Source organism: Sagittula salina, assembly GCF_017813235.1.
Lineage (GTDB): Bacteria > Pseudomonadota > Alphaproteobacteria > Rhodobacterales > Rhodobacteraceae > Sagittula > Sagittula salina.
Genome location: NZ_JAGISH010000001.1, coordinates 278504 through 305478, shown reverse-complemented (window position 1 = coordinate 305478; position 26975 = coordinate 278504). Strand labels below are relative to the sequence as shown.

General features: G+C 65.6%; 27 protein-coding genes. 18 read left to right on the top strand and 9 right to left on the bottom strand.

Annotation, left to right across the window (positions count from 1 at the left end):
- The first annotated feature begins 114 nt into the window (after nucleotides 1-114).
- Nucleotides 115-1209: a 4-hydroxyphenylpyruvate dioxygenase gene (gene hppD / locus J5474_RS01405; RefSeq protein ID WP_209358596.1), complete on the top strand. Its 1095-nt coding sequence runs from the start codon at nucleotides 115-117 to the stop codon at nucleotides 1207-1209.
- Nucleotides 1210-1308: 99 nt separating this feature from the next.
- Here the strand turns inward: hppD and J5474_RS01400 are convergent, their stop codons facing one another.
- Complete coding sequence (locus tag J5474_RS01400) at nucleotides 1309-4758, bottom strand: hypothetical protein (RefSeq protein WP_209358593.1); 3450 nt, start codon at nucleotides 4756-4758, stop codon at nucleotides 1309-1311.
- 171 nt (nucleotides 4759-4929) lie between these two features.
- Between J5474_RS01400 and J5474_RS01395 the strand changes: the two genes are divergently transcribed.
- Nucleotides 4930-5640, top strand: a complete 711-nt coding sequence (locus tag J5474_RS01395; RefSeq protein ID WP_209358591.1) for an SIMPL domain-containing protein — start codon at nucleotides 4930-4932, stop codon at nucleotides 5638-5640.
- A gap of 118 nt (nucleotides 5641-5758) precedes the next feature.
- Here J5474_RS01395 and J5474_RS01390 read toward each other — a convergent pair whose 3' ends face one another.
- From J5474_RS01390 to J5474_RS01375, 4 genes are all read right to left on the bottom strand, one after another.
- Nucleotides 5759-7054 carry an O-acetylhomoserine aminocarboxypropyltransferase/cysteine synthase family protein gene (locus J5474_RS01390; RefSeq protein WP_209358589.1) on the bottom strand — a complete coding sequence of 432 codons (1296 nt, stop codon included), beginning with the start codon at nucleotides 7052-7054 and terminating at the stop codon, nucleotides 5759-5761.
- 71 nt (nucleotides 7055-7125) lie between these two features.
- A complete protein-coding gene (locus J5474_RS01385; protein WP_209359477.1) occupies nucleotides 7126-7671 on the bottom strand; it encodes a DUF421 domain-containing protein in 546 nt (181 codons plus the stop codon).
- 41 nt (nucleotides 7672-7712) lie between these two features.
- Nucleotides 7713-8849: a sialidase family protein gene (locus tag J5474_RS01380; RefSeq protein ID WP_209358586.1), complete on the bottom strand. Its 1137-nt coding sequence runs from the start codon at nucleotides 8847-8849 to the stop codon at nucleotides 7713-7715.
- Nucleotides 8850-9082: 233 nt separating this feature from the next.
- A complete protein-coding gene (locus J5474_RS01375) occupies nucleotides 9083-10084 on the bottom strand; it encodes a hypothetical protein (RefSeq protein WP_209358584.1) in 1002 nt (333 codons plus the stop codon).
- A gap of 116 nt (nucleotides 10085-10200) precedes the next feature.
- Here J5474_RS01375 and J5474_RS01370 point away from each other — a divergent pair, with 116 nt between their 5' ends.
- Nucleotides 10201-10692, top strand: coding sequence for a hypothetical protein (locus J5474_RS01370; protein ID WP_209358581.1), 492 nt, complete (start codon nucleotides 10201-10203; stop codon nucleotides 10690-10692).
- Nucleotides 10693-10773: 81 nt separating this feature from the next.
- Here the strand turns inward: J5474_RS01370 and J5474_RS01365 are convergent, their stop codons facing one another.
- The gene (locus J5474_RS01365) at nucleotides 10774-11466 is read right to left on the bottom strand and encodes a metal-dependent hydrolase (RefSeq protein ID WP_209358579.1); all 693 of its coding nucleotides are present in this window, start codon (nucleotides 11464-11466) and stop codon (nucleotides 10774-10776) included.
- A 155-nt stretch (nucleotides 11467-11621) separates the two neighbouring features.
- Here J5474_RS01365 and J5474_RS01360 point away from each other — a divergent pair, with 155 nt between their 5' ends.
- From J5474_RS01360 to J5474_RS01340, 5 genes are all read left to right on the top strand, one after another.
- Nucleotides 11622-12398 carry a methyl-accepting chemotaxis domain-containing protein gene (locus J5474_RS01360; RefSeq protein WP_209358577.1) on the top strand — a complete coding sequence of 259 codons (777 nt, stop codon included), beginning with the start codon at nucleotides 11622-11624 and terminating at the stop codon, nucleotides 12396-12398.
- A gap of 531 nt (nucleotides 12399-12929) precedes the next feature.
- Entirely contained in the window at nucleotides 12930-13217 is a 288-nt protein-coding gene (gene gatC / locus J5474_RS01355; RefSeq protein ID WP_209358575.1) for an Asp-tRNA(Asn)/Glu-tRNA(Gln) amidotransferase subunit GatC, read from the top strand.
- Complete coding sequence (gatA, locus tag J5474_RS01350; protein WP_209358573.1) at nucleotides 13217-14704, top strand: Asp-tRNA(Asn)/Glu-tRNA(Gln) amidotransferase subunit GatA; 1488 nt, start codon at nucleotides 13217-13219, stop codon at nucleotides 14702-14704. Before gatC ends, gatA begins: the two co-directional genes overlap by 1 nt.
- A 59-nt stretch (nucleotides 14705-14763) precedes the next feature.
- Nucleotides 14764-15453, top strand: a complete 690-nt coding sequence (locus tag J5474_RS01345; RefSeq protein ID WP_209358570.1) for a hypothetical protein — start codon at nucleotides 14764-14766, stop codon at nucleotides 15451-15453.
- A gap of 10 nt (nucleotides 15454-15463) precedes the next feature.
- The gene (locus J5474_RS01340) at nucleotides 15464-16153 is read left to right on the top strand and encodes an N-acetylmuramoyl-L-alanine amidase (protein ID WP_209358568.1); all 690 of its coding nucleotides are present in this window, start codon (nucleotides 15464-15466) and stop codon (nucleotides 16151-16153) included.
- A gap of 1 nt (nucleotide 16154) precedes the next feature.
- Here the strand turns inward: J5474_RS01340 and J5474_RS01335 are convergent, their stop codons facing one another.
- Both J5474_RS01335 and J5474_RS01330 read right to left on the bottom strand, forming a co-directional pair.
- Nucleotides 16155-17555, bottom strand: coding sequence for a helix-turn-helix domain-containing protein (locus tag J5474_RS01335; protein WP_209358566.1), 1401 nt, complete (start codon nucleotides 17553-17555; stop codon nucleotides 16155-16157).
- Nucleotides 17556-17658: 103 nt separating this feature from the next.
- Nucleotides 17659-18885, bottom strand: a complete 1227-nt coding sequence (locus J5474_RS01330) for a multidrug effflux MFS transporter (protein ID WP_209358564.1) — start codon at nucleotides 18883-18885, stop codon at nucleotides 17659-17661.
- A 181-nt stretch (nucleotides 18886-19066) separates the two neighbouring features.
- Between J5474_RS01330 and J5474_RS01325 the strand changes: the two genes are divergently transcribed.
- The 10 genes from J5474_RS01325 (at nucleotide 19067) to J5474_RS01280 (ending at nucleotide 26402) form a co-directional block, all read left to right on the top strand.
- On the top strand, nucleotides 19067-20599 hold the full coding sequence (locus tag J5474_RS01325; RefSeq protein WP_209358561.1) for an acyl-CoA carboxylase subunit beta: 1533 nt from the start codon (nucleotides 19067-19069) through the stop codon (nucleotides 20597-20599).
- A 10-nt stretch (nucleotides 20600-20609) separates the two neighbouring features.
- Nucleotides 20610-20975, top strand: a complete 366-nt coding sequence (locus tag J5474_RS01320; RefSeq protein ID WP_245216178.1) for a hypothetical protein — start codon at nucleotides 20610-20612, stop codon at nucleotides 20973-20975.
- Nucleotides 20972-21457, top strand: a complete 486-nt coding sequence (locus tag J5474_RS01315; RefSeq protein WP_209358559.1) for a DUF6497 family protein — start codon at nucleotides 20972-20974, stop codon at nucleotides 21455-21457. The genes J5474_RS01320 and J5474_RS01315 overlap by 4 nt, the downstream gene beginning before the upstream one ends.
- Before the next feature lie 202 nt (nucleotides 21458-21659).
- Nucleotides 21660-21806: a hypothetical protein gene (locus J5474_RS01310; protein WP_209358557.1), complete on the top strand. Its 147-nt coding sequence runs from the start codon at nucleotides 21660-21662 to the stop codon at nucleotides 21804-21806.
- A gap of 84 nt (nucleotides 21807-21890) precedes the next feature.
- On the top strand, nucleotides 21891-22259 hold the full coding sequence (locus J5474_RS01305) for a hypothetical protein (protein ID WP_209358555.1): 369 nt from the start codon (nucleotides 21891-21893) through the stop codon (nucleotides 22257-22259).
- A gap of 367 nt (nucleotides 22260-22626) precedes the next feature.
- Entirely contained in the window at nucleotides 22627-22842 is a 216-nt protein-coding gene (locus J5474_RS01300; RefSeq protein WP_209358552.1) for a hypothetical protein, read from the top strand.
- A gap of 162 nt (nucleotides 22843-23004) precedes the next feature.
- The gene (locus tag J5474_RS01295; RefSeq protein WP_209358550.1) at nucleotides 23005-23211 is read left to right on the top strand and encodes a hypothetical protein; all 207 of its coding nucleotides are present in this window, start codon (nucleotides 23005-23007) and stop codon (nucleotides 23209-23211) included.
- Between the two features lie 141 nt (nucleotides 23212-23352).
- Complete coding sequence (locus J5474_RS01290) at nucleotides 23353-25353, top strand: acetyl-CoA carboxylase biotin carboxylase subunit (protein WP_209358549.1); 2001 nt, start codon at nucleotides 23353-23355, stop codon at nucleotides 25351-25353.
- The gene (locus J5474_RS01285) at nucleotides 25353-25784 is read left to right on the top strand and encodes a hypothetical protein (protein WP_209358548.1); all 432 of its coding nucleotides are present in this window, start codon (nucleotides 25353-25355) and stop codon (nucleotides 25782-25784) included. The genes J5474_RS01290 and J5474_RS01285 overlap by 1 nt, the downstream gene beginning before the upstream one ends.
- Nucleotides 25785-25868: 84 nt before the next feature.
- Nucleotides 25869-26402 carry a hypothetical protein gene (locus J5474_RS01280; protein WP_209358547.1) on the top strand — a complete coding sequence of 178 codons (534 nt, stop codon included), beginning with the start codon at nucleotides 25869-25871 and terminating at the stop codon, nucleotides 26400-26402.
- Between the two features lie 52 nt (nucleotides 26403-26454).
- On the opposite strand, the gene J5474_RS01275 is transcribed toward J5474_RS01280, so the two are convergent.
- Nucleotides 26455-26907, bottom strand: coding sequence for a DUF4174 domain-containing protein (locus J5474_RS01275; protein WP_245216177.1), 453 nt, complete (start codon nucleotides 26905-26907; stop codon nucleotides 26455-26457).
- Nucleotides 26908-26975 lie beyond the last annotated feature (68 nt).

The following is a 26975-nucleotide window of genomic DNA, read 5'->3' as shown; positions in this document are numbered from 1 at the left end:
GCTCTCTCTTGCGGCGATTGCGCGAAATGTTTCGAAAACAGGCGCAGGATGCGCCCAAACCGCGCGGCGGTAAAGCTATCCTTGCCGCAGATCTTTCGCGCAAAGGAGAGACACATGGGCCCCTTCCCGCATGACGCGCCGCAATCAGTGATCACGGACCAGAACCCCGCCGGCACCGACGGCTTTGAATTCGTCGAATTCGCGCACCCCGATCCGGAGGAATTGCGCCAGCTTTTCACCCGCATGGGTTATGCCCATGTTGCCACCCATCGCGCAAAGCCGGTGGAGCTATGGCAACAGGGCGACATCACCTACGTGGTGAACGCCGATCCGGACAGTTATGCGGCGCGCTTCGTGGCAGAGCACGGCCCCTGCGCCCCCTCCATGGCCTGGCGCGTGGTCGATGCGCAGAAGGCGTTTGAGCACGCCGTGGCAAAGGGCGCGGACCCCTACGAAGGCCCCGGCAAGACCGTCGACTGGCCTGCGATCAAGGGGATCGGCGGCAGTCTGATCTACTTCACCGACCGCTATTACGACACTTCGCCCTATAATGACGAATTTGCATGGCGCGCTGAGAGCAAGCCGCGCGGCGTCGGTTTCTACTACCTCGACCACCTGACGCACAACGTGTTCAAGGGCAACATGGACAAGTGGTTCCGCTTTTATGGCGATCTGTTCAACTTCCGCGAGATCCGCTTTTTCGACATTCAGGGGAAATACACCGGGCTACGCAGTCGCGCGCTGACCTCGCCTTGCGGCCGGATCCGAATTCCGGTGAACGAGGATCGCGGCGAAACCGGGCAGATCGTGTCCTATCTCAAGAAGTACAGGGGCGAGGGCATCCAGCATATTGCCGTGGGCGCGCGCGACATCTACGAGGCCACCGATGCCATCGCGGCGCGCGGTGTCCAGTTCATGCCCGGCCCGCCGGATGCCTATTACGAGATGTCCTTCGACCGGGTTTCGGGCCATGACGAACCCGTAGACCGGATGAAGAGACACGGCATCCTGATCGACGGCGAAGGCGTTGTGGACGGTGGCGAGACAAAGATCCTGCTGCAGATCTTCTCGAAGACGGTAATCGGACCGATCTTCTTCGAATTCATCCAGCGCAAGGGCGATGACGGATTCGGGGAGGGGAATTTCAAGGCTCTCTTCGAGTCGATCGAACGCGAGCAGATCGAGAACGGCGAGATCGCGGCGGAGTAGACGCCCCCGGCTGTCGTCGGGACGATTTCTGTAACGCAAATGCGGTTCGACCACCGAGCGCAATGTGACGCTACAGATGCCGGGCGTTGCGCGGCCTCGTCAGCCGCGCGGCATCTGTAGCGTCACGTTGCGCCCGCCCTTCAGGTAACGCAGTTCCGATTCCCCGATGGCCGCGACCTTGCCGCCGTCGAGGCGGTCACCCACCTTCACTTTGACGTAGCTGCCATTGGCCAGCCGTACCAAGGCCCGCCGGTTGGCGGGCGTACCATAGACGCCGATCAGGTTGATCCGGTTGAGTTTGATCGCGTTGCGTACGGTGGCGGAGGACGCAACGGTGGCAGGGGAAGGCGCGGAGGGCTGAACCGTCTGCGGCACCACCGCGGCGGCCTGTGTGGGCACCGAGGGACGTTCCTTCTCGGCTTTTTCGACGATGGACGCGATGCTGCGCGGTCGCCCAACCGGCTGGAGCGAGTTTTCGACCGCTTGCTCTGTGGCGGAGGGCTGTTCTTCGGCCGCCAGTTCCTGCGCCGTCTCGGGGCGGCGAACGGGGCGGAAGCCCGCCAGTTCCTCGCGCGATATACCGCGCAGGGTGGCGCGTTCCTGCTGTTCGACCACATCGTCGGGACGCGCCTCGGGACGGAAACGGCTCAGCGGGTCTGCGGGCGCTTCCGTAGCGGCGGGATCTGCAGTCGGGGTCGTCGGATCGGCGTCCGGTGTGCCGGGATCTGCTGCATCAGGAGCAGAACGCGGGGCTTCGGGGGCATCCGACCCGGAAGCTGCGCTCTCTGTCGTGGCTGCCGCGGGGGTGACGGAAGCCCCGGCGGGTCCGCGCCTCGGCGGAACCACGGGCGGTGTCCCGGCAAAGACGCGCAGGCCCTGCGGAGTCAGCGCGCCCTCTGCGGTGGCCCGGACCACGCCGCGTTCGTCGATGTCGAAGGTCACGCCTGCGGGCGGCGGCAGTCCGGGATCGGCGTTATAGACTTCGGCGGTCGGGTCCGGCGCGGCGGGCAGGGCCACGGCGTCCGAGGACTGAACTGTCGGATCAATCGAGGCGACGTAGACTTCGTCCACCGTATCGCTGGCGGGCAACAGGGGGGCACCGGGCGCGCGCTGCCAGATACCATCGACGGCATAGCGCGTTTCCGCCTCCTCCCGGGTGAGAACGCGCGGTTCACTCACGATCTCCGGCGCCGGGGGGGGCGTCGCGTCAGCCGTTTGTGGTGCCAAGGGCTCGGGGGCGGGCTGGGACGCAGGGGGTGTGGGGGAATCCGGCTGGGTCGAGACAGGGGCCACGGTGGCGGAGGACTCGATTTCGGCGGAACGCTCGGGCGGCAGGAGCGCAATTTCGTCGGCAGGCGGTTGTCCGTCCTCATCAACGCGCGGTTCCGGCGCGGTCGCAGCGTCGGGCGCCTGCGTCGTGACCGTCTCGCCCCGATCGAGAAGGCCGGAAATCCCGTCCCCCGTGAACACGGTCGACCAAGCGCCGATGCCCAGTAGAACCAGCAGCAGGCCAGCGGTCAGCAGCAGCCCGAGATGACGCGGCCCCTCCGGCACGGTTTGTGCCCTGCGCGCGCCGAAGATGGTCAGGGCTTCGCGTTCGTCCTGCGCGGACCGTTTCGGGAGCTTCGCCTTCGAATCCGGGGTTACGCCGGGCGGGGCCTTGTCGGGCGGGGCCTTGTCGGGCGGTGGCTCCGTCGGCTGGGATGGCGGCAAAGGTTGCGCCTTGTCGCCGCGCTTGCCCGGCTTTGCCTTGGCGGGCGCGGTCTTCGGCTGTGCCACGGGTTCGTCGAGGAGCGGATCTGCGCGCCCCGCCTCTGCCGGCAGCGGCTTGAGATCGAGCGGTTTGATGTCGGAAGCCGGGTTCGTGGGCTCAAGGGCGCGGGCGGTCAGCGGGACAGTGATCGCCGCCGGTCCTGCGATGGTGGGCCGCCGCAGACTGGCGAGGCGCGCCAGGGGATTGCCGCCCGCAGGACGGGCAGGCGCCTCCGCAGATTGCGGCGCGGCGCTTGTGCCACCGCTGACGCGCGCCGGCGCGGCCGGTTGCACGGGAAGGTCGGAGGCGATGGGTTTGCGGCGCAACCCGATACGCATGGGACCGCGCCCCTTGCTGCGCGTCCTGTCCTTGGCCTTTGCATTGGTTCGGGGTGCTGCGGGCTTCGGCTCCACGGATTGCGCCTGCCGGGCGGCAGCCGGTTCCCCGACGGAGGCTGCGTCAGCGGGCGTCGCGGCGCCGGAAACCGTGTCAGTTGGCCCGCTGACCGGCGCACTTGGTGACGCGGCAGCCGAAGGCGTTTCGCTCGCCTCGGGCGACGCTGTCGCCGGACCCAAGGCAGGCCCCAAGGCAGGCCCCAAGGCAGGCCCCAAGGCAGGCCCCACAGCCGGGGTCGCGCCGGTGGCGTCGGCCGGACCCAGAGCCGGGGCCTGGGCGGCGGAGGGCACAGGGCTTGCGTCACGTTGCGCGGCGGGGGCGGGTCTTGGGGCCGGGGTATCGGGCAGGGCGGCCTTCGGCACAACGATGTTCCGGTCGCCGGAGGCTGCTTCGGAGGGTGCGGGGGGGGCGGCCTGCGGCATTGGCGCGGGCTTCAACGGCGCGCCGCCGGAACGGGTCAGCGGCGGCTCTGCGCGGGCGCTTGCATCGTCGGGCTGGATCACCGGGGTAAAGCGCGAGCGGACGGGCAAGGTGGCCTCCGGCGCCGTCAAGGACGGGCGCGGGGCAGGGGGCAGCACCGCCTCCGACCGCGCGGTACGGGTCGAGGCGAAGGCCATCGGCGGCTCGGGGGATGGCGCGACGGTGCCTGTCGCGCGCGTCGCGGTGTGGGGAACGGAGGCGCTGTCCGTCTCCGGCGCCTGATCCGACCGTCCTGCGTCAAGCGCGGCCTTCACCGGCAGATCTGGCGTCGATTGGGGCAGGTCCAGGCTGAATCCCTGATGCGCAGGCGCGATATCCGGAGCAACCGCCGGTACAGGGTCCGGTTCTTTTTCCGGTTCCGGGCGCGCGACGGGTGTCAGCGCCGCCTTTGTCGCTGCGACCACCTCGATCGGGCGGCCGGGGCGGTCGACCGCGCGCTTCCAGCCCGTTGCCTTGCCGAAGAACACAGCCCCGTCGAACTGCCCCTGCGCCGCGCGCGCCATGTGACAGATCGGCGTGAAGCCGTGTTCGCGTGCGAAGGTTTCCGCCTCTTGCAGCGTTTCCTCCGCCACGGCGGCGATCTGGAGCCTCCCGCCGGACACCACGTGATCCCAGCGCAGCGCATTCAGCGGATAGGGCGTGGCCCCGTCGAGTGCGGCCCGGATCGCCGTGTCGCGCACCGCGCCGTCAGAGCCCAGATGTGGCAGGTCCAGGTAGCGGATCTGTTCGTCCGGGATGAGGATCGCCACCTCGGCGCCCTTGGGGTCGAGGTCCTCGGCGCGGTCGCGCAGGGCGACGACCGCCACGTCGAGGTCGGGATGATCGATCGGCACCTCGTCGATCCGGGCCCATGATGAGCCCATGCGACGCAGGAGGCCGATGCCTTCGAAGGAAAGGGCGAGCGCGAAATTCGGTACCATGCCGGTGGTCTTACCAGTCCTGCCATGCTCGGGGGAGGGTTAATCCCTTTGCAACCGATGATACGGCAACTCTTTGCCGAGGAAAAGAAAGACCGCGCGCGGGGGATTGCCGGACGCGAGGCGATGGGGAAGGTTGTCAACCAAATATCAAACAAATTCGGGAGTTTGGTCATGCGTGTTCTGTCGATGATTCTGGGTGCCGCGCTGGCGGGCGCGATGGCCTTTCCGGCGCTGGCGGAGGAACCCGCGCGCATGACCGTCGCCGGCGAGGCGCATGTGGTGGGCGTGCCCGACATGGCGCGGGTCTCTCTCGGGGCGGAGGGGCGCGGCCAGACGCCGGTGGAGGCGATGGATGCGACCAGTGCCGCGTTGGAGGGCATCATTGCCAAGCTCAAGGCGCTTGGCGTGGCGGACAAGGACATCCAGACGCGCGGGCTTTCGGTCAACGAGGAGACGCGCTGGGACCGTGACAACAACACGGAAATCTTCATCGGCTACCTCTCGCGCAACACGGTGGAGGTGCGTGTGCGCGACATGGATCTGCTGGGGGAAATCCTCGGACAGGTCCTGACCGAGGGGGCGAATCGCCTGGACGGCCTCAACTTCGAGATGCAGGATGATGCGCCGCTGCGGGCAGAGGCCCGGCGTTCGGCGGTTCGCGACGCTGTGGAGAAGGCGACCCTTTTCGCGGAGGCAGCGGGCGTGCGCGTCGGGCGTGTCGTCTCCATCACCGACACGGCGACGCCGATGGTCGAGGGGCCGATGATGAAGACCCTCGAGCCGGCGATGGAGGCCGCGTCCGATGCCCGCGCCGTGCCCGTCGCCGTGGGCGAAGTCACCACACGGGCAGAGGTCACCATGGTCTTCGAGATTCTGCAGTAAGGGCGCAGTAAGGGCCTGGCGGGGAGTGGACCCGCCTTCGCCGCGGATCATGCGGGCCGGGGCGACCCCGGCCCGCCTTGTGTTTCGCCATGTTTCGTCTGCCGGCCTGCCGCGTGGATCAGGTGGAGGCTTTCTTCAGCGCCTGATCGAGATCGGCGATCAGATCCTTCGGATCCTCGATGCCAATGGAGATGCGCACCACGTTCGGCGCCGCTCCGGCGGCCGCCTGCTGCTCGGCCGAAAGCTGGCGGTGCGTGGTGGAGGCGGAATGGATAACAAGGCTGCGCGTATCGCCGAGGTTCGCCACATGCGAGAATATCTCGAGCGAATCCACGAACTTGATGCAGGACTCGTAGCCGCCCTTCAGCGCCACGGTGAACAGGCCTCCCGCACCCTTCGGGCAGATGCTGGCAACGCGCCCGTGGTAGGGGGAGGATGCGAGGCCCGCATAGGTCACGCCCTCCACCGCCGGGTGCGCTTCGAGCCAGCTGGCGATCTCGGTGGCGTTGGCGACATGTTTTTCCATACGCAGGGACAGCGTTTCGATACCCATCAGCGTGTAGTGTGCCGCCTGCGGGTTCAGGGTCATGCCGAGGTCGCGCAAACCGATGGCGATACCGTGGAAGGTGAAGGCCAGCGGCCCGAACGTCTCGTGGAACTTGAGCCCGTGGTAGGCCGGTTCCGGGGCAGAGAGAGAGGGGAACTTGTCGGACGCCGACCAGTCGAACTTGCCGGAATCCACGACGCAGCCCCCCGTCACCGTGCCGTTTCCGGTGAGGTATTTGGTCATCGAGTGGACCACCAGCGTGGCGCCGTGTTCGATCGGGCGGCACAGGTAGGGTGTGGCGGAGGTGTTGTCGACGATCAGCGGAATGCCCGCCGCGTCGGCGATGCCCGCGATGGCGTCGAGGTCGGTGATGTAGCCACCCGGATTGGCGATGGATTCGCAGAAGATCGCGCGGGTGTTGTCGTCGATCGCAGCCTGGACCGCGTCGGTGTCGTCAAAGTCGACGAAGGTCGCGGACCAGCCAAAGCGTTTGATGGTCTGGCTGAACTGCGTGATCGTCCCGCCATACAGGCGGGAGGAGGCGACGATGTTCAGACCCGGCCCCATCAGTGGAAACAGTGCCATGATCTGCGCTGCGTGGCCCGAGGAACAGCAGACCGTGCCGGCGCCGCCTTCGAGTGTGGCCATGCGTTCCTGCAGTGCCGCCACCGTCGGGTTGGTCAGGCGCGAATAGATGTAGCCCACTTCCTGAAGGTTGAAGAGCGCAGCCGCGTGCTCCGCATCGCGAAAGACATAGGCCGTTGTCTGGTAGATCGGCACCTGCCGCGCGCCGGTGGCCGGGTCGGGCCTGGCGCCCGCGTGGATCTGGAGCGTATCAAAGCCGTAGGTGGGGTCGTTCTGGGTCATCGCTTGCCTCCCTCAAGGTTGTGAGGGCGACGGTATGCCACTGGATTCCGCGCCACAAGGTGGGACAGCGGTCAATCGGAGGGACGATCCGGGGGCAGGTCCAGCCCCGCCATGGCAAAGTGCGGGGGCGCGCCATCCGCGCCGCGCTCGATCAGGCTGAACCGACCGTCGGTCTCAAGGACCACGGAATCGACGCGCGACGGGTCGGAGGGGGAAGCGCTGCGGATCACTCCCATCAGTTCCGCCTCCATCACGCGTTCGTCGCGTAGCGCGTCGTGCAGGATGCGTCCCCGATGCATCAGCAGCCTTGGTTCCGAACGGACAAAGCGCGCCACACGGTCGGACGCAAGCGAAGCGCGCGCCAGCAGGAATTGCAGCCCGATCAGCGTGATGAAGGCGGTCAGCCCCTCGGCCAGCGCCACCTTCTCCGACAGCAGGATGGTGGCGAGAACAGAGCCGATGGCCACCGTGACCACCAGATCGAAGGCGTTGAGCTTTGCCAGCGTCCGCTTGCCCGAGATCCGCAACATGCTGACCAGAGCAAGGTAGGCCAGCGTTCCCACCAGCAGCGTGCGCAGCATTCCCTGCCAGCCCTGGAACAGCATGTCGATGATCATTTCCATGCAGCCCAACCCGTCCGGGCGGTAGGGGTTCCGCTTTAAATTACCGCTTCCACGCAAAGCACCGTCGGCAGATGCGCCGCCAGTTCCTGCCAACTGTCGCCGGCGTCGAAACTTCCAAAGACGGAGCCGGTATTGGTGCCGAAATAAACCCCCGCTGTGTCATCCACCGCCATGCCCTGCCGCAGCACGGTGAAAAAGCAGTTCTCCTGCGGCAGTCCGGCGCGGCAGGCCTCCCACGTGTCGCCGCCGTCGCGGGACCGCCAGACGGCGGCGCGGGCGTCGGGCGGGAAGCGTCCCAGTGAATCGCCGTTCAACGGAAGCGTCCAAACTATGTCGGGGTCCTGCGGATGCACCGCGATGGGAAAGCCGAAGGTCGATGGCAGCCCCGCCGTGATATCCTTCCACGACCGGCCGCCATCGCGCGAGCGGAAGACTCCACAGTGGTTCTGCTGATAAAGCACATCCTCCGACCCCGGCGCCCGTACCATATTGTGCACGCAATGCCCGGTCTCGCCGTCCTTCGGCCCCGCGGGATGGTGATAATGTCCGCAGGCCCCGGCGTTCGACAGACGGTTGCGCCGTTCCCAGCTTTGCCCGCCATCCTCGGAGGCAAACACCCCGGCGGCGGAAATGCCGAGCCATAGCTTCCCTGGCTCGGAGGGGGCTGAAACGATGGTATGCAGCGTCAGTCCCGCCGCCCCCGGTTGCCAGCTGTCGGCTGACGGATGGCCGGTCAGGCTCTCCACCACGGCCCAGCTGCGCCCGTCATCGGTGGAGGCCAACAGCATCGCGGGCTTCGCTCCGGCATAAAGCGTGTCGCCCGCGCGTCCCAGCGACCAGACAGCGTCCATCCGACCGGTGAAGGGCGTGGGCTTGGCGGGCGTGATCCCCATGGTCGCCGCGAAAGCGGGATCGTTGCGCGCCCATTCGTCGATATTGCCGTCGGCGAGTTTGATCAGGTCCCAGGTTCCTCCACCGTCGGTGGACCGCCACACGCCCGCGCCAAAGAACGCGTGACCGCCGCAGGCCAGCAGCGTCCCGCCCGCGCAGAGGACATGATTGATCGGCCAGCCAAGGCAATGCGGACCGCTCACGTCCGAGCGCGCTGCCTCGCGCCGCAGCACAAACAGCCCCTTGGTGGTGCCGACGAGGAGGGTGACGGCGTTGGACATGGTTTCTCTTCTGTCGCTCGCCAAATCCTAGCACGCCTCTGCCGCTCGCGTCATGAACAAAGAGTTGATATCACCCTGTTTCCGAAGAAGGGGGGCCCTGCCCCCGGGCCTGCGGCCTCCCCCCGCGGTATTTCGCAACCGAAGATTCAAAGCGGTTCGCTCGCTCCTTTGGTTCAAAAATACCTCGGGGGAGTCTTCCGCAGGAAGATGGGGGGCAGCGCCCCCGGCCACCCTTACCGCATCCAGAACCCTTCGCGCCTGATCGTGTTGCGGATCGCTTGTTCGCGCAGGGGCAGGTCGTTGCGATCGAACAGCGCGCGCACTCTGGCGCCGCGGTGTTGGTAGATCATGCGCTTGAAGGGGTCGTATTTCTTGAAGATCTTCTTCAGCGGGTTGGGGGCCGTGACCGCCTCCAGCACTTCCACCACGCGGTCGTTCTCGCGGGCGTAGAGCAGCGGCAGCGTGCGGTAGTGACAGGTCACCGTCCCGTCGAGCAGCCCGCCAGGAAGGGTATCCCGCCCGCCGCCGAGGGCGTGGATCACCAGCGGCAGAGCGATCTGGTCCAGCCAGGGATCGAGCGACTGACAAATCAGTTCCGCAGGAGCGGCGTCGCGGATTTCGAGCGCGTAGTCTAGGAAGCACTGCCCGAAAACGCGCGGGCATTTGTAGAAGAAGAAACCGGCGTTGAAGTACAGGTAGCGCTGCCAGTACTCGTCCGGGTGTGACAGGTCGAGGGAGGTATGGAAGTCCAGCCCGAAACGGTCGTACAGCGCCTTCCAGATTGCGCCGTATCCTGGCCCGTAGAGTTCGGGTTTGGGCCATGTGCCTTCGCGCCGGAGCGATGCGGTGGGCCGGTCGAAATCGAAGGGGACGGAAGCGAGGTCATCCAGCACCAGCGTGTCGGTGTCGAAAAAGACGAAAGGCGCCCCCTCCGGCAAGGCCATCAGGGCCTCGATCTTGTTGCCTTGCGGGTAGCTGTGGCCAAAGTAGCGGTTTTCGAATGGCAGGAGAGTTGCGCCGAGGTCCGCGAGCGCGGCGCGCAGGTCGGGGTCGCTGATCGTCGGATCGCCCGTCCAGAGCGGCCCCTGCGGTTCAGCCACGTAAAGCCGGAATCCGTCATCCGGCGACCGCGCGGCACGCGAGGCGGCAAAAAGCAGAGCCTCGTAGGCGAGCCGCCCATTCTGGCCTATGATGAGGATGTTGACGTGGTGCGCGCCGTGCGTGCGGCCTGCCATGGTGCTGCTCGTAGGGTAAGTTTTCGGAATTTTCCCGGCACTATAGGCAGGGCGGCGCGGCGCAGGAAGCGATTATCGGGCGCAAGGATCGGGCTGAAGGCAAGGGATCGGAAAAGATGTTCGACATTTTTCTGCTGGCGATCTCGCTGGCGACCGGTGCGCAGGGGCATTTCGGTTCTCCGGGCGAAGCTGCGGTCGTCCGGCCGTCGGGCGCCGCACTGGCGCCTTACGTTGCGGAGGCTCAGGTCCCGACCGGGCGCTTCCTGACCGCACTGGAGGTGAAGCCGATCCTGACCGCCACACGCGCGAACTGGGTCGCGGTGCGCGTGCGGGAAGGGCAGGACCTCGTCTATCTCACGCACCTGTGGTCTTGGCGCTGCGGCTTGGTGGCGATCCGTGGCGCGGTGAACGGCGCGGCCCTTCGGCACTGGCCCTTGCCCGCCTGTCATGCGGAGACCGCCCAGCCCAACGCCATCCTCGACGGCGACGGGATGCCTTACCTGACCTATCCGCTGAAGTCCGTGGAAACGGTGACGATCGAGGTCATCTACGACGACCTGAGCACAGAGGCCGCGACCTACGACCGCGCGGGCGTCCTGATTCCGTGACACCGGGGTAACCCGGAGAAAGCTGTGGGCAGGGCGTCGCCCAAGTGTTGGCAGGTCGGAGATTGGCCCCGACCCGAAGTCCTACAGCGCGATGGGTTCCAGCACCTGCGGTTCGATCACCTGCACGCCGGGCAGTCCGGCGGCAAGTTTCTCCGCCGATTGCTCCAGCGCGGGGAAGGTGCGGTAGTGGCAGGGGATCACGGTTTTGAAGTCAAAGTATTTCTTGGCCGCCCAGGCCGCCAGTTCCATGTCCATGGTGAAATACCCCCCGGCGGAGAGGATGCCGATCTCGGGCCGGTAGTATTCCGCGAACCAGCCCATGTCAGCCATCGCTGTGGTATCGCCGGAATAATACAGCACGCGGCCCTCGCCCTTGATGATGAAGCCGCATTCCATGCCCATGTAGGTCAGGCGATCATCCACCTTCATCGACGAGGAATGCGAGGCGGGCACGAGGCTGACGCTGACCGCGCCAAAGTTCACGGTGCCGCCCTTGTTGAAGGCGTGGCCCTCCTTTGCCCCGGCGGCAAAAAGCGCGTGGCCGAGTTCGTAGATCGCCGAAACCGGCGCGCCGGTACGCTCGGAGACCTCGACGATGTCGGCGGTGTGGTCGAAATGCCCGTGGCTGACGAGGATCTGCGTCGCGCCGTCTATGGCGGCCGCCGTATCCTTGCCCTCCATCATCGGGTTGCCGTTGATCCACGGATCGATCAGCAGCACCTCGCCGCCGATCTCGATGCGGAAACTGCCGTGTCCCAGCCAGGTGATGTTCATGTGGTTTGTCCTCCTGTGCCGGCAGGCCGCTTGCGCCTGCACGAACGATGACGGGAAGCCTAGCACCGCAGGTCCTGAAGACCAGTGGGCTGCATTCAACACTTGATAAAGACATTGAAGGTAGACCGAGGCGGGTTCAGCGACAGAGGCGGGCGATGCAGACACAGCAGGCGGTGCAGACTCAGAAAAATGCGGTGGCGCAGCCCATGGAAACCCCGGAGGCGGAGGGCGCGAACGACGACAACGCCCGGCGCGCCCTGACCGACATGATCGGCGAATCGCGTTTCCGGGCCGTCCGCGTCGCCCTGTTCGCCGAGCTGCTTCATCGCCCCGACCCGGACGGGCTGGAGACTGACAAGGACCGTGCCGCCAACCTGACGGTCCTGCAGGAAACAGTCGGCTGGCTGGAGCGGGCGCAGACAATCCTCACGAAACAGAAAGACCCGTGGGATGAGTACCCGGATGCGCTCTGCGCCTCGCTGGAAGCCTACGCCCGGGAAGAGCCGGAGGCAGTCGGCCTGCTGTGCGAAATGGCGGAACTGTCGCGCCGCGTGGCCAAGGCTGCCGAAAGAGGCAGCGACGACCTTGGCGTCGCCCTGAGGGCGCATCACGCCCTGCGCCGTGGTCCCTTCATCGGCGAGATCACCAAGCTCTGCGGTCGGATCTGGAGCCGGATGGAACAGGATCGCGAAACCCGCATCAGCAATGCGATGGCGGCCATGCGCACGACACGCAAGGCACTGGAGCGGATGGAACAGATCGCCACCCACGTCCGACTGGTGGCGATCAACGCCGCGATCGAGGCGAACAAGCTGGGCGACGAGGGGCGTGGCATCGCCTTCATCGCGGCGGAGTTCAAATCACTGGCGGAAGAATTGCAGAACATGTCGGCCACGGCACGCGGTGACATCGCCACGCTCGGCAAGCAATAAACAGGCTCCGAGCTTCGCAGCCACCCCGGATTCGGAACGACGCGGAGCCATTTTGGCGCAGGGGGACACCAGGCGTTTAAGATCTGCCCGGAGCCAGGGCCCGGGCGGGTTGCCACAGGTGGCACTCTGCACATGCCGCAAGGCTGGATAGTCAAGGCGGGGCATCGTGGCTCCTTCGGAGCGACGGAACGTTGTTCGGTCTGAATAGCCTCGATAGATGCCGTGGGACCATCGCGAACATCGCTGTCGGACAGGTCGCGCCGCCTCGCATAGATTAGCCCTGACCATGGGGATGGGAGCGGTTCTGGCCGCATCCAGCGTTACGCTTGACAGGAAGCCCCTCCCGCCATCGCGCGAGGCTTCCGGAAACCCGCAGGGACCCCACATGGCCACGGCCCATCCGGCCCGTGGCCTCGGTCGGTTCCTCCGGCGCGCCGATGGGGAACCATGCTCCGCCGCAGGCACGCGGTCTTGCGACCGGGACGAGGGGGCGGTAAAGCGGCGCCTGACACATTTGCGAATGAGGCCCCCATGTCGATCGACATCGAGACTGCCGCCCGCGTTGCGAAACTCGCGCGGATCAAGGTGGAGCAGGACCAGCTGCCAGAGCTGGCACATGCCTTCAACGACATCCTCGGGTTCATCGAGCAGCTGAACGAGGTCGACGTCGACGGGGTGGAGCCGATGGTCTCCGTTACGCCGATGCGGCTGAAGCGGCGCGAGGACGCCGTGACGGACGGCGGCATGCAGGATCGTATCCTGTCGAACGCGCCGGACGCGCGGGAGGGCTTCTTTGCGGTTCCGAAGGTGGTCGAGTGATGAGCGAACTGACAAAACTGAAAATCGCCGAGGCCCGTGACGCGCTGCGCAAGGGCGAGGTGACGAGCCTCGAACTGACCGAAGCCTGCCTGACGGCGATCGAGGGCGCCGGCGCGCTGAATGCATTCGTGCACAAGACGCCTGAGATCGCGCGCGAACAGGCCGCCGCCGCCGATGCGCGGATCAAGTCCGGCGATGCGCCCGCGCTCTGCGGCATCCCGCTGGGGATCAAGGACCTGTTCTGCACGAAGGGCGTCGCCTCCCAGGCCGCCTCCCGCATCCTCGAAGGCTTTAGGCCGGAATACGAAAGCACCGTTACCAGCCAGCTTTTCGACGCGGGGGCGGTCATGTTGGGCAAGCTCAACATGGACGAATTCGCCATGGGGAGCAGCAACGAGACCTCTACCTACGGCGATGCGGTGAACCCGTGGCGGCGCGGCAATGATGACACGGCTCTGACCCCGGGCGGGTCTTCGGGCGGCTCCGCGTCGGCCGTGGCGGCGGACCTCTGCCTTGGCGCCACGGGCACCGACACCGGCGGGTCCATCCGGCAGCCGGCGGCCTTCACAGGCATCACCGGGATCAAGCCGACCTACGGGCGCTGCTCGCGCTGGGGGATCGTGGCCTTTGCTTCCTCGCTCGACCAGGCGGGTCCGATGACAAAGGACGTGCGCGACGCGGCGATCATGCTGCAGGCGATGTGCGGCCACGACCCGAAGGATTCGACCTCTGCCGACCTCGCGGTGCCGGATTTCGAGGTCATGCTGACCGGCGACATCCGCGGCAAGAAGATCGGTATTCCGAAGGAGTACCACATGGATGGAATGCCGGCGGAGATCGACGCGCTTTGGGCCGAGGGCCGCGCCATGCTGCGCGACGCCGGTGCCGAGATCGTAGACATCTCGCTGCCGCACACGAAATACGCGCTGCCCGCCTACTACGTGATCGCGCCCGCCGAGGCTTCGTCGAACCTCGCGCGCTATGACGGCGTGCGCTACGGCCACCGGGCCAAGCTGAGCCACGGCGACGGCATCACCGAGATGTACGAAAAGACCCGCGCCGAAGGGTTCGGCGAAGAGGTCAAGCGCCGCGTCATGGTCGGCACCTACGTGCTGTCGGCGGGCTTCTACGATGCCTATTACAACCGCGCTCGCAAGGTGCGGACGTTGATCAAGCGAGATTTCGAAAACGCCTTCGACGCCGGAATCGACGCGATCCTGACGCCCGCAACGCCCTCCGCCGCCTTCGGTCTGGGCGAAATGCAGGACGCCGACCCGGTGAAGATGTACCTTAACGACGTGTTCACCGTCACGGTGAACCTTGCCGGGCTGCCTGGCATCGCCGTGCCGACGGGGGTCGACAGTCAGGGGTTGCCGTTGGGTCTGCAGCTGATCGGCCGCCCGTGGGAGGAAGGCGATCTGCTGAATACCGCCTACGCGCTGGAACAGGCGGCCGGGTTTGTTTCCAAGCCTGCGAAATGGTGGTAAAGCGCCCCTAAAATGCGGGGTGCAATGCCCGGTGGACGGGACACGAGGCGGGGTCTGGAATGCGGTTTATTCTCTGTGGTGTAGCGATGATTTCGCTGGTGGCGTGTTCGCCCCGCGTACCGGACAGCGCGGCAGGCGTGGTAGATTCTGGGCAGGGCGTCGGTTTCGGCGACTACGACCAGTACCGCACGGCGCGTGAGGCCCAGCTTGACGGGCGCGCCGACGCGGGCGTCTCTGCCATCGAGGCCGCCGACAATCGCGATGATATCGCACGCCAGGCTGCGGCGGCGCTGAACTCCGGTGACGCCCCGGTAGAGGCTTCGCCGTCGAACGTACCGCCCGCCATTGTCGAGAATTCCGCCGGGATTTCGGGCGAGAACGACTTCAACGCCGTGTCCGCGCAGCGTGACATAGCGGAGGATCAGGCCCTGATCGCTCAGAACCGCGCGCAGTATCAGGTGATCCAGCCCACCGACCTGCCGTCCCGCCCGGGCACCAACCGCCCGAATATCGTGGAATATGCGCTGCGCTCCACGAACCCGGTGGGCACGCCGCTGTACAACCGGTCGTCCTTCCGGGCGGAAACCAAATACGCCCGCGCCTGTGGCTCCTTCGCCTCTGCCGACCTCGCGCAAGAAGAATTCCTCGCGCTGGGCGGGCCGGAAAGGGACCGCAAGGGCATGGACCCGGACGGCGACGGTTTCGCCTGCGGCTGGAACCCGGCACCGTTCCGCGCGGCAAAGGGCTGATCCCGCCCGCATGGCTGAAGACGACCTGACCGGGAGCCTCTGGCATCCATCGCCCAATTTCTCGGAGAGGCGCGGCATCACCGCGCCTCGTCTGATTCTGCTGCATTACACAGCCATGCAGTCCGCGGAGGCGGCGTTAGAGCGGCTCTGCGACCCGGCCTGTGACGTCTCCGCGCATTACCTGATCGCAGAGGACGGGCGGCTATGGCAGATGGTACGCGAGGAAGATCGCGCGTGGCATGCTGGCGCGGGTGCCTGGGGCGCGTGCCGGGACGTGAACTCCGCCAGCATCGGCATCGAGCTGGCCAATGCGGCCACGCACCCCTTCTCAGAGCGACAGATGGTGGCGCTTGAGGTGCTTTTGCGCGGGATCATGGACCGCTGGACGATTCCGCCGGAGGGCGTGCTGGGGCATTCTGACACTGCGATTGCGCGAAAGGTCGATCCGGGGCGGCGCTTCGACTGGTTGCGGCTGGCGCGTCAGGGGCTCGCGGTCTGGCCGCGCCATGGTCAAAGCGGGGATTTCCTGCTGGATGCCGCGCGCTTTGGCTATGACACGAAAAACACGACGGCGGAACAGGTGCTGCACGCCTTTCGGTTGCGCTTTCGTCCGCAGGCGCGCGGGCCGCTGGATGACGAGGACCGCCGCCTGATACACGATCTCGCGCAGCGATATCCCGCCAACCGCACCACGGCGTGACCTAGTCCAGCTTGTAGGGCAGGACGTCGCGGTGGTTCGGCGTGGTCGACAGCTTCTTTTCCAGCGGCGGGACAGAGCGTTGGTGGCAATGGGTCCGCTCGCAGATTCGGCAGGAAATCCCGATCGGCTCGAACGATGACGCCCGCGCCACGTCCAGATCGTCTGCATAGACCAGCGCCGCCGCGTGGCGCACCTCGCACCCCAGCGCAATGGCGTAACGCCGCACCGGCGCGCCGAAATGGCCGCCGGATTTCGACACGTCATGCGCGAGGTTGATATAGCGTACCCCGTCCGGCGTTTCCGCCAACTGGCGCAGGAAGCGCCCCGGCGTTTCGAACGCGCGGTGCACGTTCCACAGCGGGCAGGCCCCGCCGAAGCGCGCGAACTGCAAGCGCGTGGCGGAGTGGCGTTTCGTGATCGTGCCTGCCTGATCAACGCGGACAAAGAAGAACGGCACCCCCTTGGCGCCGGGTCTTTGCAGTGTGGACAGCCGGTGCGCCACCTGCTCGATGGAGGCGCCGAAACGCGCCGCCAACAGTTCAAGGTCGTGGCGCGTTTCCTGCGCGGCGGCGAGGAAGGCCTTGTAGGGCATCATCGCCGCGCCCGCGAAGTAGTTCGCCAGCCCCAGCTTCGCGATGGCACGGGCCTCATCGGTCTGGAAACGGGCGAGGTCCAGCGTCGCCTCCAGCAACTGGTTTTGCCGCAGGAGCGCGATCTGCACCATAAGCTGGAACGCCTGCGTTTCGGCGGGGTGCAGTGAGGACAGCACCATCTCTTTGCGCGCGGGATCGTATGTCCGCATTGGTGCGGCCTGAGCGAAGCGCACGGAGATCCCGGCCGTCTCCAGCCGGGCGACAGCGGCGGCGCGCAGGTCGCCGTCCCCCTTGAGTTGCGCCGCGAAATGCTCCGCCGCGCGGTCCACGGCGTCGATGTAGTTGTCGCAGTAATGAAAGAAGTCGCGCACCTCTTCCCAGGGGCTGGGCTGCAGCTGCGACCCCTCGCGTCCCAGCGCCTCGTCGAGCGAGGCGAGCCGTTCATGTGTCTGCCGGTAGGCGCGGTGCAGGGCAAGGAAGGCGCGCGCAAGCACGGGGGCGTTGGAGGCGGTCAGCCGCAGGTCGGCCAGTTGCGGCGTGGACTCGCCAAAGACCGGGTCGGCCAGGGCCTCACGCATGTCCGTCACCAGCCGTTCGGCGTCGCCCTGGCCCAGCTCGGTCACGTCAAAGCCGAATTCCTGCGCCAGTGCGAGCACCACCGTCGTTGAGACGGGGCGGTTGTTGTTCTCCATCTGGTTCAGGTAGGGTAGGGAGATGCCGAGCTTCGTGGCGAAGTCCTTCTGCGTCAGTCCCAGCCGTCCGCGGATGTCGCGCAGCTTTGCCCCGGCATAGAGTTTCTGCGTCGCCATCGCCTGCTCCCCACTGCGGGGCTTTGCAGCTTTGCGCCCCGGCACGGTGAGTTTTGCAATAGCGCTCCGCCAAGGTCCAGCCCCGCCGGAATGGCGCCGGTGTCTATGCCAGGTCCAGCCCCGGCAGGCGACGTTCACGGCGGATCACGAGGATGATCGCCAGCACGGAGGCCGCGCCGCTGCCGAACATCATCCACAAAAGCGGCCATGCGCCGGTCTCCGGGCGCAGCATGGTGCCCGCGATCTGGCTCAGGATCGCGCCGCCGCCCAGCATGATCGCCCCTGCCAGCCCGGATGCTGTGCCCGCGAGATGCGGACGGACCGACAACGCCCCGGCCGTGGCGTTGGGGATGGTCAGTCCGTTACCGAGGCCCACCAGCGTCATGAAGCCGAAGAAGCTCCACTGCGTCCCGAACCCGGCGGCGAAGGTCAAGAGCGACAGCCCCATGCCCCCGGTGACGATCATCGCGCCCCAGAGCACCATCCGGTTGATGCCGATGCGCGCGGAGAAGCGTCCCGAGAGGAAGTTTCCCAGCGCGTAGCCCACCGCCGGTGCGCCAAAGAAGAAGCCAAGCGTGGAGGCCGAGAGGCCGAAGACCTGCATGCCCACAAAAGACGCGCCGCCGACGTAGGCAAAGAATGCCCCGGAGGCCAGCGCGCAGGCCAGTGCGTAGCCCCAGAAGCGCCGCGAACGCAGGAGTTCGGGGTATTGCGCAAACTGCTGACGCAGGCTCAGACCGCTGCGGGTCGCGGTCTCTCCCAGATCCCGCCAGACAAGCCAGAACATGGCGATCCCCACGCCCAGCATCAGCCAGAAATTCGCGCGCCAGCCGAGGGTTTCCGCCAGTACCCCGCCGAGGATCGGCGCCACCATCGGCACCAGAGCCATGCCCATGGTCACGTAACCGATCATGGAGGCCGCCCGGTCCGGCGGATAGAGATCACGCACCACGGCGCGGCTTAGCACCATGCCTACGACGATGGCCGCCTGCGCCATGCGGAAGACGAGGAACACTGCCGCCGTGGGGGCGAGGATCGTGCCCAGCGTTGCCAGCAGGAATAGCCCCAGCCCCCAGAGGATCACCGGTCGCCGCCCGATCTTGTCCGAAAGGGTGCCGACGAACAACTGCAGCACGGCGTTCACAGCGAGGTAGAGCGAAACCGAAAGCTGCATCGTTGCGTAATCGGTTTGAAAATGATCCGCCATCAGTTGCAGGCTTGGGACGAAGATATTCATTACCAGAGCGCTCATGCCGGAGAGCAACACTAGCGTCATGATATGGGGCGGGGCGGTCCGGTCGAGGAACCGCTGGGAAGAAACTGGGCGCATGGGGTCATGCGGTAAGACGCCGCTTGGCCAGGGTCAATCACATACATGCCCTGAACATGCGAATATTCATTTTTGCAGTTAGCATGGGTGCATATTTCCATCGTTTGCAAATTTGCGAGGAAATACTTGAGGCAATGCGCGCGCACTGTATGTTCCGCGCAAACCAGAAGGGGCCCTTGCGATGAAAGACATCATTCAGGAACTGCACGACCGCCGCGAGAACGCCCGGCTGGGTGGCGGTCAGCGGCGCATCGACGCGCAGCACGCCAAGGGCAAGCTGACCGCGCGCGAGCGCATCGAGCTGCTGCTGGATGAGGGCTCTTTCGAGGAATACGACACCTTCGTGGCACACCGTTGCACCGACTTCGGCATGGAGCACAACCGCCCATACGGCGACGGCGTGGTGACGGGCTGGGGCACCATCAACGGCCGCATGGTCTATGTCTTTTCCCAGGATTTCACGGTTCTGGGCGGTTCAGTTTCGGCGACCCACGCGCAGAAGATCTGCAAGATCATGGACATGGCCATGCAGAACGGTGCACCGGTCATCGGCCTGAACGACAGCGGCGGAGCGCGCATCCAAGAAGGCGTGGACGCGCTGGCGGGCTATGCGGACATCTTCCAGAAGAACATCGAAGCCTCCGGCGTGATCCCGCAGATCTCTGTCATCATGGGTCCCTGCGCCGGTGGGGCGGTCTATTCTCCCGCCATGACCGACTTCATCTTCATGGTGAAGGACACCTCCTACATGTTCGTTACCGGTCCCGACGTGGTGAAGACCGTCACCAACGAGATCGTCACCGCCGAGGAACTGGGCGGTGCCTCGACACACACCAAGAAATCGTCGGTGGCCGACGGTGCATTCGAGAATGACGTTGAGGCGCTGGCCGAGGTCCGCCGCCTTGTTGATTTCCTGCCGCTCAACAACCGTGAAAAGCCCCCCGTTCGGCCCTTCTTTGATGAAGTGGACCGGGTAGAGGCCAGTCTGGACACGCTGATTCCCGACAACCCGAACATGCCCTACGACATGAAGGAGCTGATCGCCAAAGTGTCGGACGAGGGCGATTTTTACGAGATCCAGAAGGACTTCGCCGGCAACATCATCACCGGCTTTATTCGTCTCGAAGGCCAGACCGTCGGCGTCGTCGCCAATCAGCCGCTGGTACTGGCCGGAGTTCTGGACATCGACTCGAGCCGGAAGGCCGCGCGCTTTGTCCGTTTCTGCGATTGCTTCGAGATCCCGATCCTGACCCTTGTCGATGTGCCAGGGTTCCTGCCGGGCACCGCGCAGGAATACAACGGCGTCATCAAGCACGGCGCAAAGCTGCTGTTCGCCTATGGCGAGGCGACCGTGCCCATGGTTACCGTCATCACCCGCAAGGCCTACGGCGGCGCTTATGACGTGATGGCGTCAAAGCACATGAAGGCGGACGTGAACTACGCCTGGCCGACGGCGCAGATCGCCGTGATGGGGGCCAGGGGGGCCGCCGAGATCATCCACCGCGCTGACCTTGGCAATCCGGAGAAGATCAAGGCGCACGCCGACGCCTACGAGGACCGCTTTGCCAACCCCTTCATCGCGGCGGAGCGCGGCTTTATCGACGAGGTGATCCAGCCGCGCTCCACCCGCCGTCGCGTCGCCCGGGCCTTCGCCATGCTGCGCAACAAACAGCAGTCGATGCCGTGGAAAAAGCACAACAACATCCCGCTGTAAGGGGAGCGCCATGACGACGGGGGCAGAAATCCGACGCCTGCAGGGCGGCTGGCTGGAGCGCCGGTCCGCGGAGGGCTACGTGCTGGCCCGCCGCTGGCCGCCCAGCATGGACGTAAGCGCGGCGACCACGATGCCGGACCTGCGACCCTCGCGGCTGGCCCGTCAGGTGCGGCAAGATCTCTGGAGGGCATTGAAATCCGTGAAAGGTTTTTCTCCGGTGGTGCAAATTGACTTTACGGCAGAGGGTTTGACTGTTACTGCTGGCGGGCGCGTCGAAGGGCGCGTTCCCCACGGTCTCGAATCCCGCATCCAGGAGGTTCTGGATGATCCCGCACGCCGGTTGCGCTGGGCGAATTGCGCCCGGAGGGACAGATGAACCGTAAGATGGAACACCACGCATTGGGTGCGCCCGATGCGATCGCGGCCCCGGCGGGAGGAGCGGACGTTTTCGGACGGCCGTGCCGGGGCTGCGTCAGAATTTCCCTGCACAAAACCCTGAACGCGACGCTGTTGGTGTGCGCGCTGTCTGCCCCGGCAGGGGCGGGGACGCTCGCGTTTTCCGGTCTGGACTATGCATGGCACGATGAGATTGCCGAGGCCCCGACCTACCGCCTGCGCTACGTGACCCCCGGCCTGGCGGACGATAGCGTGAACTACACCGCCGTTTCGGACGACATGGCCGCGCTTTGCCAGTCCGACGCGTTGCCGCGCCTTGCCGGTCAGGGCGCAACCCCGCAACGCGTTGTCATCACGCTGATGGCGGAGCCGGTGGATTTCGGCGTCATGACCCCCGGTGTGCGGCAGTTCTTCGAGAGCTACGCCATCGAGGACGGTCTCTGCATCTGGGAGGCTTTTTGATGCGCACACAATATCTTGGGGCGTACCGTTCATGTGGACGCGTCGGAGTGGCTTCCGAGTCACAGGGGAAATACCTCGCGTGCGACGCGTATCCTTTTGCTGCGGCACCCGTTATTCTGTTACTCGATTGCAAATCCGCAATCGACACCCCGAACCGGGACCCCGGCGCGTCCGGCGTCCCGATCTTTGACAGGAGTAGAAGATGTCCAAGAGCATCAAGCTTCTTGCCATGCTGGGCCTCGTGGGCACGACCCTTGCGGCGTGCGCACAGCAGGAAGAGCAGGAATACGTGGTGGTCGATCCCGAGCCCATCTCGATCGAACCCGTGTACACCGGCAAGTACAAGTAAGAACCTATCGGGGCGGAGGATCTCCTTCGTCCCGACAGTCCTATCGAGCACGGCTGCAACGGCCCCGAACAAGGAGGGCCGAGCATGCTGAAGCATCGCGGCTTCCCCGGACGACTTCCGGGCACGGACTATCAATTCACGATCCGCCGCGCGAACCCGAAAGGGGCGACGCCGCTTATCGCGCGCGAGCGCTACCGCGACCGCCGCAACCCCGACAAGAAGGCCGACTGGGTCTTCATGTCCGCGCTGTGGTATCACTTCGGTGACCAGCCGTTCGAGCGCGGCAACCTCGATGGCGGCCGCCTGTCCTGGTTGTTCGGCCGCGAGGTGAAGCCCTACGACCCCGACACTTTTGATCCTGCCGACTACGAGGCGCTGCTGGTCATTGACGAGGCGCGCGCCCGCGCGTCCTTCCCCGAGGCCTTCGAGGAACAGGAACCCTGGGAGAAGTGATGCGCACGTCCCCGCCGATGGTCCCATGCGATGCGCGGTCCGCTGCCGATGGATTCGGCGGGGGGCTTTCGCGCTATGCAGGCGGGGGGGCATCTGCCACGGTCAGGTCAGGATGGGGGGCAAGGCTGCAATCGGCGCTTGGTTCCGCCCCTGTCCTATCCCCCAAGGGGCGGCCGACCTTGTCCCCGGAATGGCCGCCCCGCACCCGCCGTGACAGCGGGAGCGCGGATGATGCGAAAACGGTGGTCAGTGCGCGCGGGCAACAGTTTGGCCTGTCACTCTCAGACCGGATATTTTTCTGGAACGGAGCGGGGGATTACGTATCCTCGGCCTCAGAGCAGAAAAAAAACCTATCCGAGGCAACATCATGGCAAAGCCCCTTCAACGGCTTCGTATACCGTTTGCAATTGTCGCCCTGCTTTTCCTTGCCAGTTGCGGCGACACGCCTGGACAGAGTGCCGCGGTTGGCATGGCCGCTGGCGGCGCAGCGGCGATGGTCCTGGAGAAGGACATGCTCTCCGGCGCGGCCATCGGCGCCGGGGCGAACATCGCCTATTGCAGCCAGTTCCCGGCGCGCTGCTGACAGACGCCGGGCGGCGGGACGGATCACTGCTCGGCGCGCTTTCGCCGCGCCTGCGCGGGTTTTTGCGGTTTCTTCGCCAGTAGGCGGAACCATACTCGCTCTTTCCGCGTATGTGGGCATAATCCACGCACGGGGCATGACCCGGGACAGAGAGGACTTCACATGCGCATTTTCACCCTCATCGTTGCAGCCGCTTCCGCATTCAGCCTCGCGGCCTGCGAAGGCACTGACCTCGAGCGTGGCGTCATGGGCGCAGGCATTGGCGCGGCCACCGCGTCGGCAACGGGCCGCAACGTGGCGGCAGGCGCGGCCATCGGTGGCGCAGCGGGCGTTGTCTGCGACGACGTCACACCGCAGCTCTGCAACTGAACATGACGACGCGGCGCATGGCCCCTGGGGGCTGACGGCCGCACCGATCTTGATGAACGCCGTCCGGGCCGCGAGGCCTCGGGCGGCGTTTGCGTTTGAAAATGGCATGTGCGTAGGCGTGCAAAAGACGAAGGGACAGAGATGTTTGAGAAGATCCTGATCGCGAACCGGGGCGAAATCGCCTGCCGCGTCATCAAGACGGCGCGCAAGATGGGCCTCAAGACGGTTGCCGTCTATTCCGACGCGGACAAACACGCCCTGCATGTCGAGATGGCCGACGAGGCCGTGCATATCGGCCCCCCGCAAGCGAACCAGTCCTATATCGTGATCGACAGGATCATGGAGGCGATCGCGAAATCCGGCGCGCAGGCTGTGCATCCGGGCTACGGCTTCCTGTCGGAGAATGCGAAGTTCGCCGAGGCGCTGGACAAGGCCGGCGTGGCCTTCATCGGGCCCCCGAAGGGGGCGATCGAGGCGATGGGGGACAAGATCACCTCCAAGAAGATCGCGCAGGAGGCGGGCGTCTCCACCGTGCCCGGCTACATGGGCCTGATCAACGACGCAGACGAGGCGGTCAGGATTTCGCAGCAGGTAGGCTATCCCGTGATGATCAAGGCCTCCGCCGGGGGGGGCGGCAAGGGCATGCGCATCGCCTGGAACGATCGCGATTGTCGCGAGGGATTCCAGAGTTCGAAGAACGAGGCGGCGAATTCCTTCGGGGACGATCGCATCTTCATCGAGAAATTCGTCACCCAGCCACGCCATATCGAAATCCAGGTGCTCTGCGACGCGCATGGCAACGGCATCTACCTGAACGAACGCGAATGTTCGATCCAGCGCCGCAACCAGAAGGTCGTCGAAGAGGCCCCCAGCCCCTTTCTCGATGCGGCCACGCGCAAGGCGATGGGCGAGCAGTCCGTGGCCCTCGCTAAGGCGGTCGGATACACCTCGGCCGGGACTGTGGAATTCATTGTCGACGGGGATCGCAACTTCTACTTCCTCGAGATGAATACCCGTCTTCAGGTGGAACATCCGGTGACGGAACTGATCACCGGCGTCGACCTTGTCGAACAGATGATCCGGGTGGCGAGCGGAGAGCCGCTGTCCATCAGCCAGGACGACGTGAAAATCGACGGCTGGGCCATCGAGAACCGGCTATACGCAGAGGACCCGTATCGCAACTTCCTGCCCTCTATCGGGCGCCTGACCCGCTACCGCCCGCCCGCCGAGGGTCCGCTGGGTGACGGCATCGTGCGCAACGATACCGGCGTCTACGAGGGCGGCGAGATCTCCATGTACTACGACCCGATGATCGCCAAGCTCTGCACCTGGGCGCCGACCCGTGCACAGGCCATCGAGGTCATGCGCAATGCGCTGGACAGCTTCGAGGTCGAGGGGATCGGCCACAACCTGCCCTTCGTCGCTGCGGTGATGGACCACCCGAAGTTCATCGCGGGCGAGATGACCACCGCCTTCATCGCGGAAGAATACCCCGACGGCTTTGACGGTGTGACGCTGGAGGACGCCCACCTGCGCCGCGTCGCGGCGGCGGCGGCAGCGATGAACCGCGTGGCGGAGATCCGGCGCACGCGCGTTACCGGCACGCTGGGCAACCACGAACGCCGCGTCGGCAGTGACTGGGTCGTGTCGCTGCAAGCGAGCGAGTTCACGGTGAAGATCGCGGCCGACCACGGCGGTTCCACCGTGCGGTTCGAGGACGGGGCGGAGATCCGGGTCGAGGGCGCATGGACGCCGGGCATGAGCCTCGCGCGGATGACGGTCGACGGCGAGAGCCTCGTGCTCAAGGTCGACAAGATCACGCAGGGCTTCCGTCTGCGCACCCGTGGCGCCGATCTCAAAGTCAATATCCGGTCGCCGCGCCAGGCCGAACTGGCCCGTCTCATGCCTGAGAAACTGCCGCCCGATACCTCGCGGCTGCTGCTTTGCCCGATGCCCGGCCTGATCGTGAAAATCGACGTCGAAGAAGGGCAGGAGGTGCAGGAGGGACAGGCGCTGTGCACCGTGGAGGCCATGAAGATGGAGAACATCCTGCGCGCCGAAAAGACGGGCGTGGTGGCCAAGATCAACGCAGGACCGGGTGACAGCCTGGCCGTCGACGACGTGATCATGGAATTCGAGTGATGTGGAAGCGCACCGCCGCGATCTGGCTGATGCATAGTCTGGCGTTCGTCGCCGGGTTGGTGCTGTCTGGCGTCGTGGCGGTGGGCTTGTGGGCGGTGGTGCCGGTGACAGGGGCCAACTGGCTCGTCTTCGGCGGTGCGCTGGCGGTGTCGATCATTGCGGTGGGGGCAGGCTACGGGCTGTATCTGACGCTGGTGGGCCTGCTGCTCGATCTTAATCTGGGCTGGGCCTATTATCTGCTGGGTCCGGTGGTGGTGCTGGGCGTCATGGCGCTGGTCTTTGCCGGCGTCTACAGCCATATGCTGACGGTCGGGCAGGGCAGCCTTGGCGGTTATGCGGTGTTGTTCCTGATCGGCGGCGGGGTGATGACCCGGCGCGCCAGGTTGGGCCGCGAGAACGCGGAGATGCCCGAACAGGATGACCGGGCATGAAGCCGGTGTGGGACATGCGCCGCCGGGGCGGCGCAACGAAGTCTCAATCTCTTGCCGTTAGTCTCCGCCGCCATGCGATGCCTCATGATCCTCGGGAGGTTTGCGGCGCTCCTGCGCCTCGTGACGGGTTTCGCGGCCCTGTCGCTGCTGGCGTCGTGCATCTTCGCCCTGGACGAGGAAGAGGCGCTGCGGGTGGACCTCAAGCGCCTTGTATACCTTGCGCAGACGCGCAGTTTCACATCAAGGAGTACCTGCACGGCGGCAATCTTCGACCTCGCGTCGGATCAGGTGCGCAGTCAGGGGATGCGGATTGTATCCGACGTGCGGTCGGGCCTGCGGTTGGTGAAAGAGGGACGCGTGGTCGCCTTCGACGTGCCGGGGCTGACGCCGAACATGGTGTCGGAACAGGTCATGTCGATGAACCTCTACGCGGGGCTGGGTCTGATCTCCAGCTTCGTCGGGCCGTCGAAGGACTGCATGGACGACCAGTTTCAGGTGGATGTCTATTACGCGCTGATGACCCCGGACAGCCTGACCATCTACGATCCGGAGCGCAACGCGTTGCTGCTGCTGCACCGCCCGAAACGACTGCTGTTCTACCTGCGCGGCGACGTCTGACCGGGGCGCAATCAACGCAGGCCGGAACCTTGACGCCTTGCGGAGGAGCGGATCAAAACCCCTTGATCTCGTCCTGGCGCAGCGGAAGCTTGTCGATCTGGCGGGTGATTTCGCGCACCGACCACGGCCGGGGTTTGCGCGTCACGATGCTGCCATCCTTCGCCATGACCACCAGCGCAAAGCCGCGCGGGCGCAACGCCCGCCGAACCGCGCTTTGTGCGGCAGGGTCGCTATCGGCGATCACCACCACGTCGCGTTCTTCAAGCGCTGCGTACCGCTGGGTCAGCAATGCGATTTGTTCCTGGAAACGCGGATCGGCCGGATTGTCGGCAAAGACCACCACTGGCCGCTTGATCCAGAGCCATTCGTCCAGAGTGGTTTCCGTTCCCTGCAGAATGATCGGTGCGCTCGGTTCCTCTGTCCGGTCGGCTGCGTGGGCTGGCAGTTGCATGGATAGCAAGGCCAGCGAAGCGAGGAGGACGGAACGGCGCAGGACTTTGTTCATACATCCGAATATATGGGGCGCCCGTCCCCCTGCACAGGGGCGCCTCGCCTGCCACCGAGAAAATTTTG

What these genes read in the sequence shown, in the direction of transcription:
- hppD (WP_209358596.1), top strand. Translation starts at nt 115, where the DNA reads ATGGGCCCCTTCCCGCATGACGCGCCGCAATCAGTGATCACGGACCAG.
- J5474_RS01400 (WP_209358593.1), bottom strand. Translation starts at nt 4,758, where the DNA reads ATGGTACCGAATTTCGCGCTCGCCCTTTCCTTCGAAGGCATCGGCCTC.
- J5474_RS01395 (WP_209358591.1), top strand. Translation starts at nt 4,930, where the DNA reads ATGCGTGTTCTGTCGATGATTCTGGGTGCCGCGCTGGCGGGCGCGATG.
- J5474_RS01390 (WP_209358589.1), bottom strand. Translation starts at nt 7,054, where the DNA reads ATGACCCAGAACGACCCCACCTACGGCTTTGATACGCTCCAGATCCAC.
- J5474_RS01385 (WP_209359477.1), bottom strand. Translation starts at nt 7,671, where the DNA reads ATGATCATCGACATGCTGTTCCAGGGCTGGCAGGGAATGCTGCGCACG.
- J5474_RS01380 (WP_209358586.1), bottom strand. Translation starts at nt 8,849, where the DNA reads ATGTCCAACGCCGTCACCCTCCTCGTCGGCACCACCAAGGGGCTGTTT.
- J5474_RS01375 (WP_209358584.1), bottom strand. Translation starts at nt 10,084, where the DNA reads ATGGCAGGCCGCACGCACGGCGCGCACCACGTCAACATCCTCATCATA.
- J5474_RS01370 (WP_209358581.1), top strand. Translation starts at nt 10,201, where the DNA reads ATGTTCGACATTTTTCTGCTGGCGATCTCGCTGGCGACCGGTGCGCAG.
- J5474_RS01365 (WP_209358579.1), bottom strand. Translation starts at nt 11,466, where the DNA reads ATGAACATCACCTGGCTGGGACACGGCAGTTTCCGCATCGAGATCGGC.
- J5474_RS01360 (WP_209358577.1), top strand. Translation starts at nt 11,622, where the DNA reads ATGCAGACACAGCAGGCGGTGCAGACTCAGAAAAATGCGGTGGCGCAG.
- gatC (WP_209358575.1), top strand. Translation starts at nt 12,930, where the DNA reads ATGTCGATCGACATCGAGACTGCCGCCCGCGTTGCGAAACTCGCGCGG.
- gatA (WP_209358573.1), top strand. Translation starts at nt 13,217, where the DNA reads ATGAGCGAACTGACAAAACTGAAAATCGCCGAGGCCCGTGACGCGCTG.
- J5474_RS01345 (WP_209358570.1), top strand. Translation starts at nt 14,764, where the DNA reads ATGCGGTTTATTCTCTGTGGTGTAGCGATGATTTCGCTGGTGGCGTGT.
- J5474_RS01340 (WP_209358568.1), top strand. Translation starts at nt 15,464, where the DNA reads ATGGCTGAAGACGACCTGACCGGGAGCCTCTGGCATCCATCGCCCAAT.
- J5474_RS01335 (WP_209358566.1), bottom strand. Translation starts at nt 17,555, where the DNA reads ATGGCGACGCAGAAACTCTATGCCGGGGCAAAGCTGCGCGACATCCGC.
- J5474_RS01330 (WP_209358564.1), bottom strand. Translation starts at nt 18,885, where the DNA reads ATGCGCCCAGTTTCTTCCCAGCGGTTCCTCGACCGGACCGCCCCGCCC.
- J5474_RS01325 (WP_209358561.1), top strand. Translation starts at nt 19,067, where the DNA reads ATGAAAGACATCATTCAGGAACTGCACGACCGCCGCGAGAACGCCCGG.
- J5474_RS01320 (WP_245216178.1), top strand. Translation starts at nt 20,610, where the DNA reads ATGACGACGGGGGCAGAAATCCGACGCCTGCAGGGCGGCTGGCTGGAG.
- J5474_RS01315 (WP_209358559.1), top strand. Translation starts at nt 20,972, where the DNA reads ATGAACCGTAAGATGGAACACCACGCATTGGGTGCGCCCGATGCGATC.
- J5474_RS01310 (WP_209358557.1), top strand. Translation starts at nt 21,660, where the DNA reads ATGTCCAAGAGCATCAAGCTTCTTGCCATGCTGGGCCTCGTGGGCACG.
- J5474_RS01305 (WP_209358555.1), top strand. Translation starts at nt 21,891, where the DNA reads ATGCTGAAGCATCGCGGCTTCCCCGGACGACTTCCGGGCACGGACTAT.
- J5474_RS01300 (WP_209358552.1), top strand. Translation starts at nt 22,627, where the DNA reads ATGGCAAAGCCCCTTCAACGGCTTCGTATACCGTTTGCAATTGTCGCC.
- J5474_RS01295 (WP_209358550.1), top strand. Translation starts at nt 23,005, where the DNA reads ATGCGCATTTTCACCCTCATCGTTGCAGCCGCTTCCGCATTCAGCCTC.
- J5474_RS01290 (WP_209358549.1), top strand. Translation starts at nt 23,353, where the DNA reads ATGTTTGAGAAGATCCTGATCGCGAACCGGGGCGAAATCGCCTGCCGC.
- J5474_RS01285 (WP_209358548.1), top strand. Translation starts at nt 25,353, where the DNA reads ATGTGGAAGCGCACCGCCGCGATCTGGCTGATGCATAGTCTGGCGTTC.
- J5474_RS01280 (WP_209358547.1), top strand. Translation starts at nt 25,869, where the DNA reads ATGATCCTCGGGAGGTTTGCGGCGCTCCTGCGCCTCGTGACGGGTTTC.
- J5474_RS01275 (WP_245216177.1), bottom strand. Translation starts at nt 26,907, where the DNA reads ATGAACAAAGTCCTGCGCCGTTCCGTCCTCCTCGCTTCGCTGGCCTTG.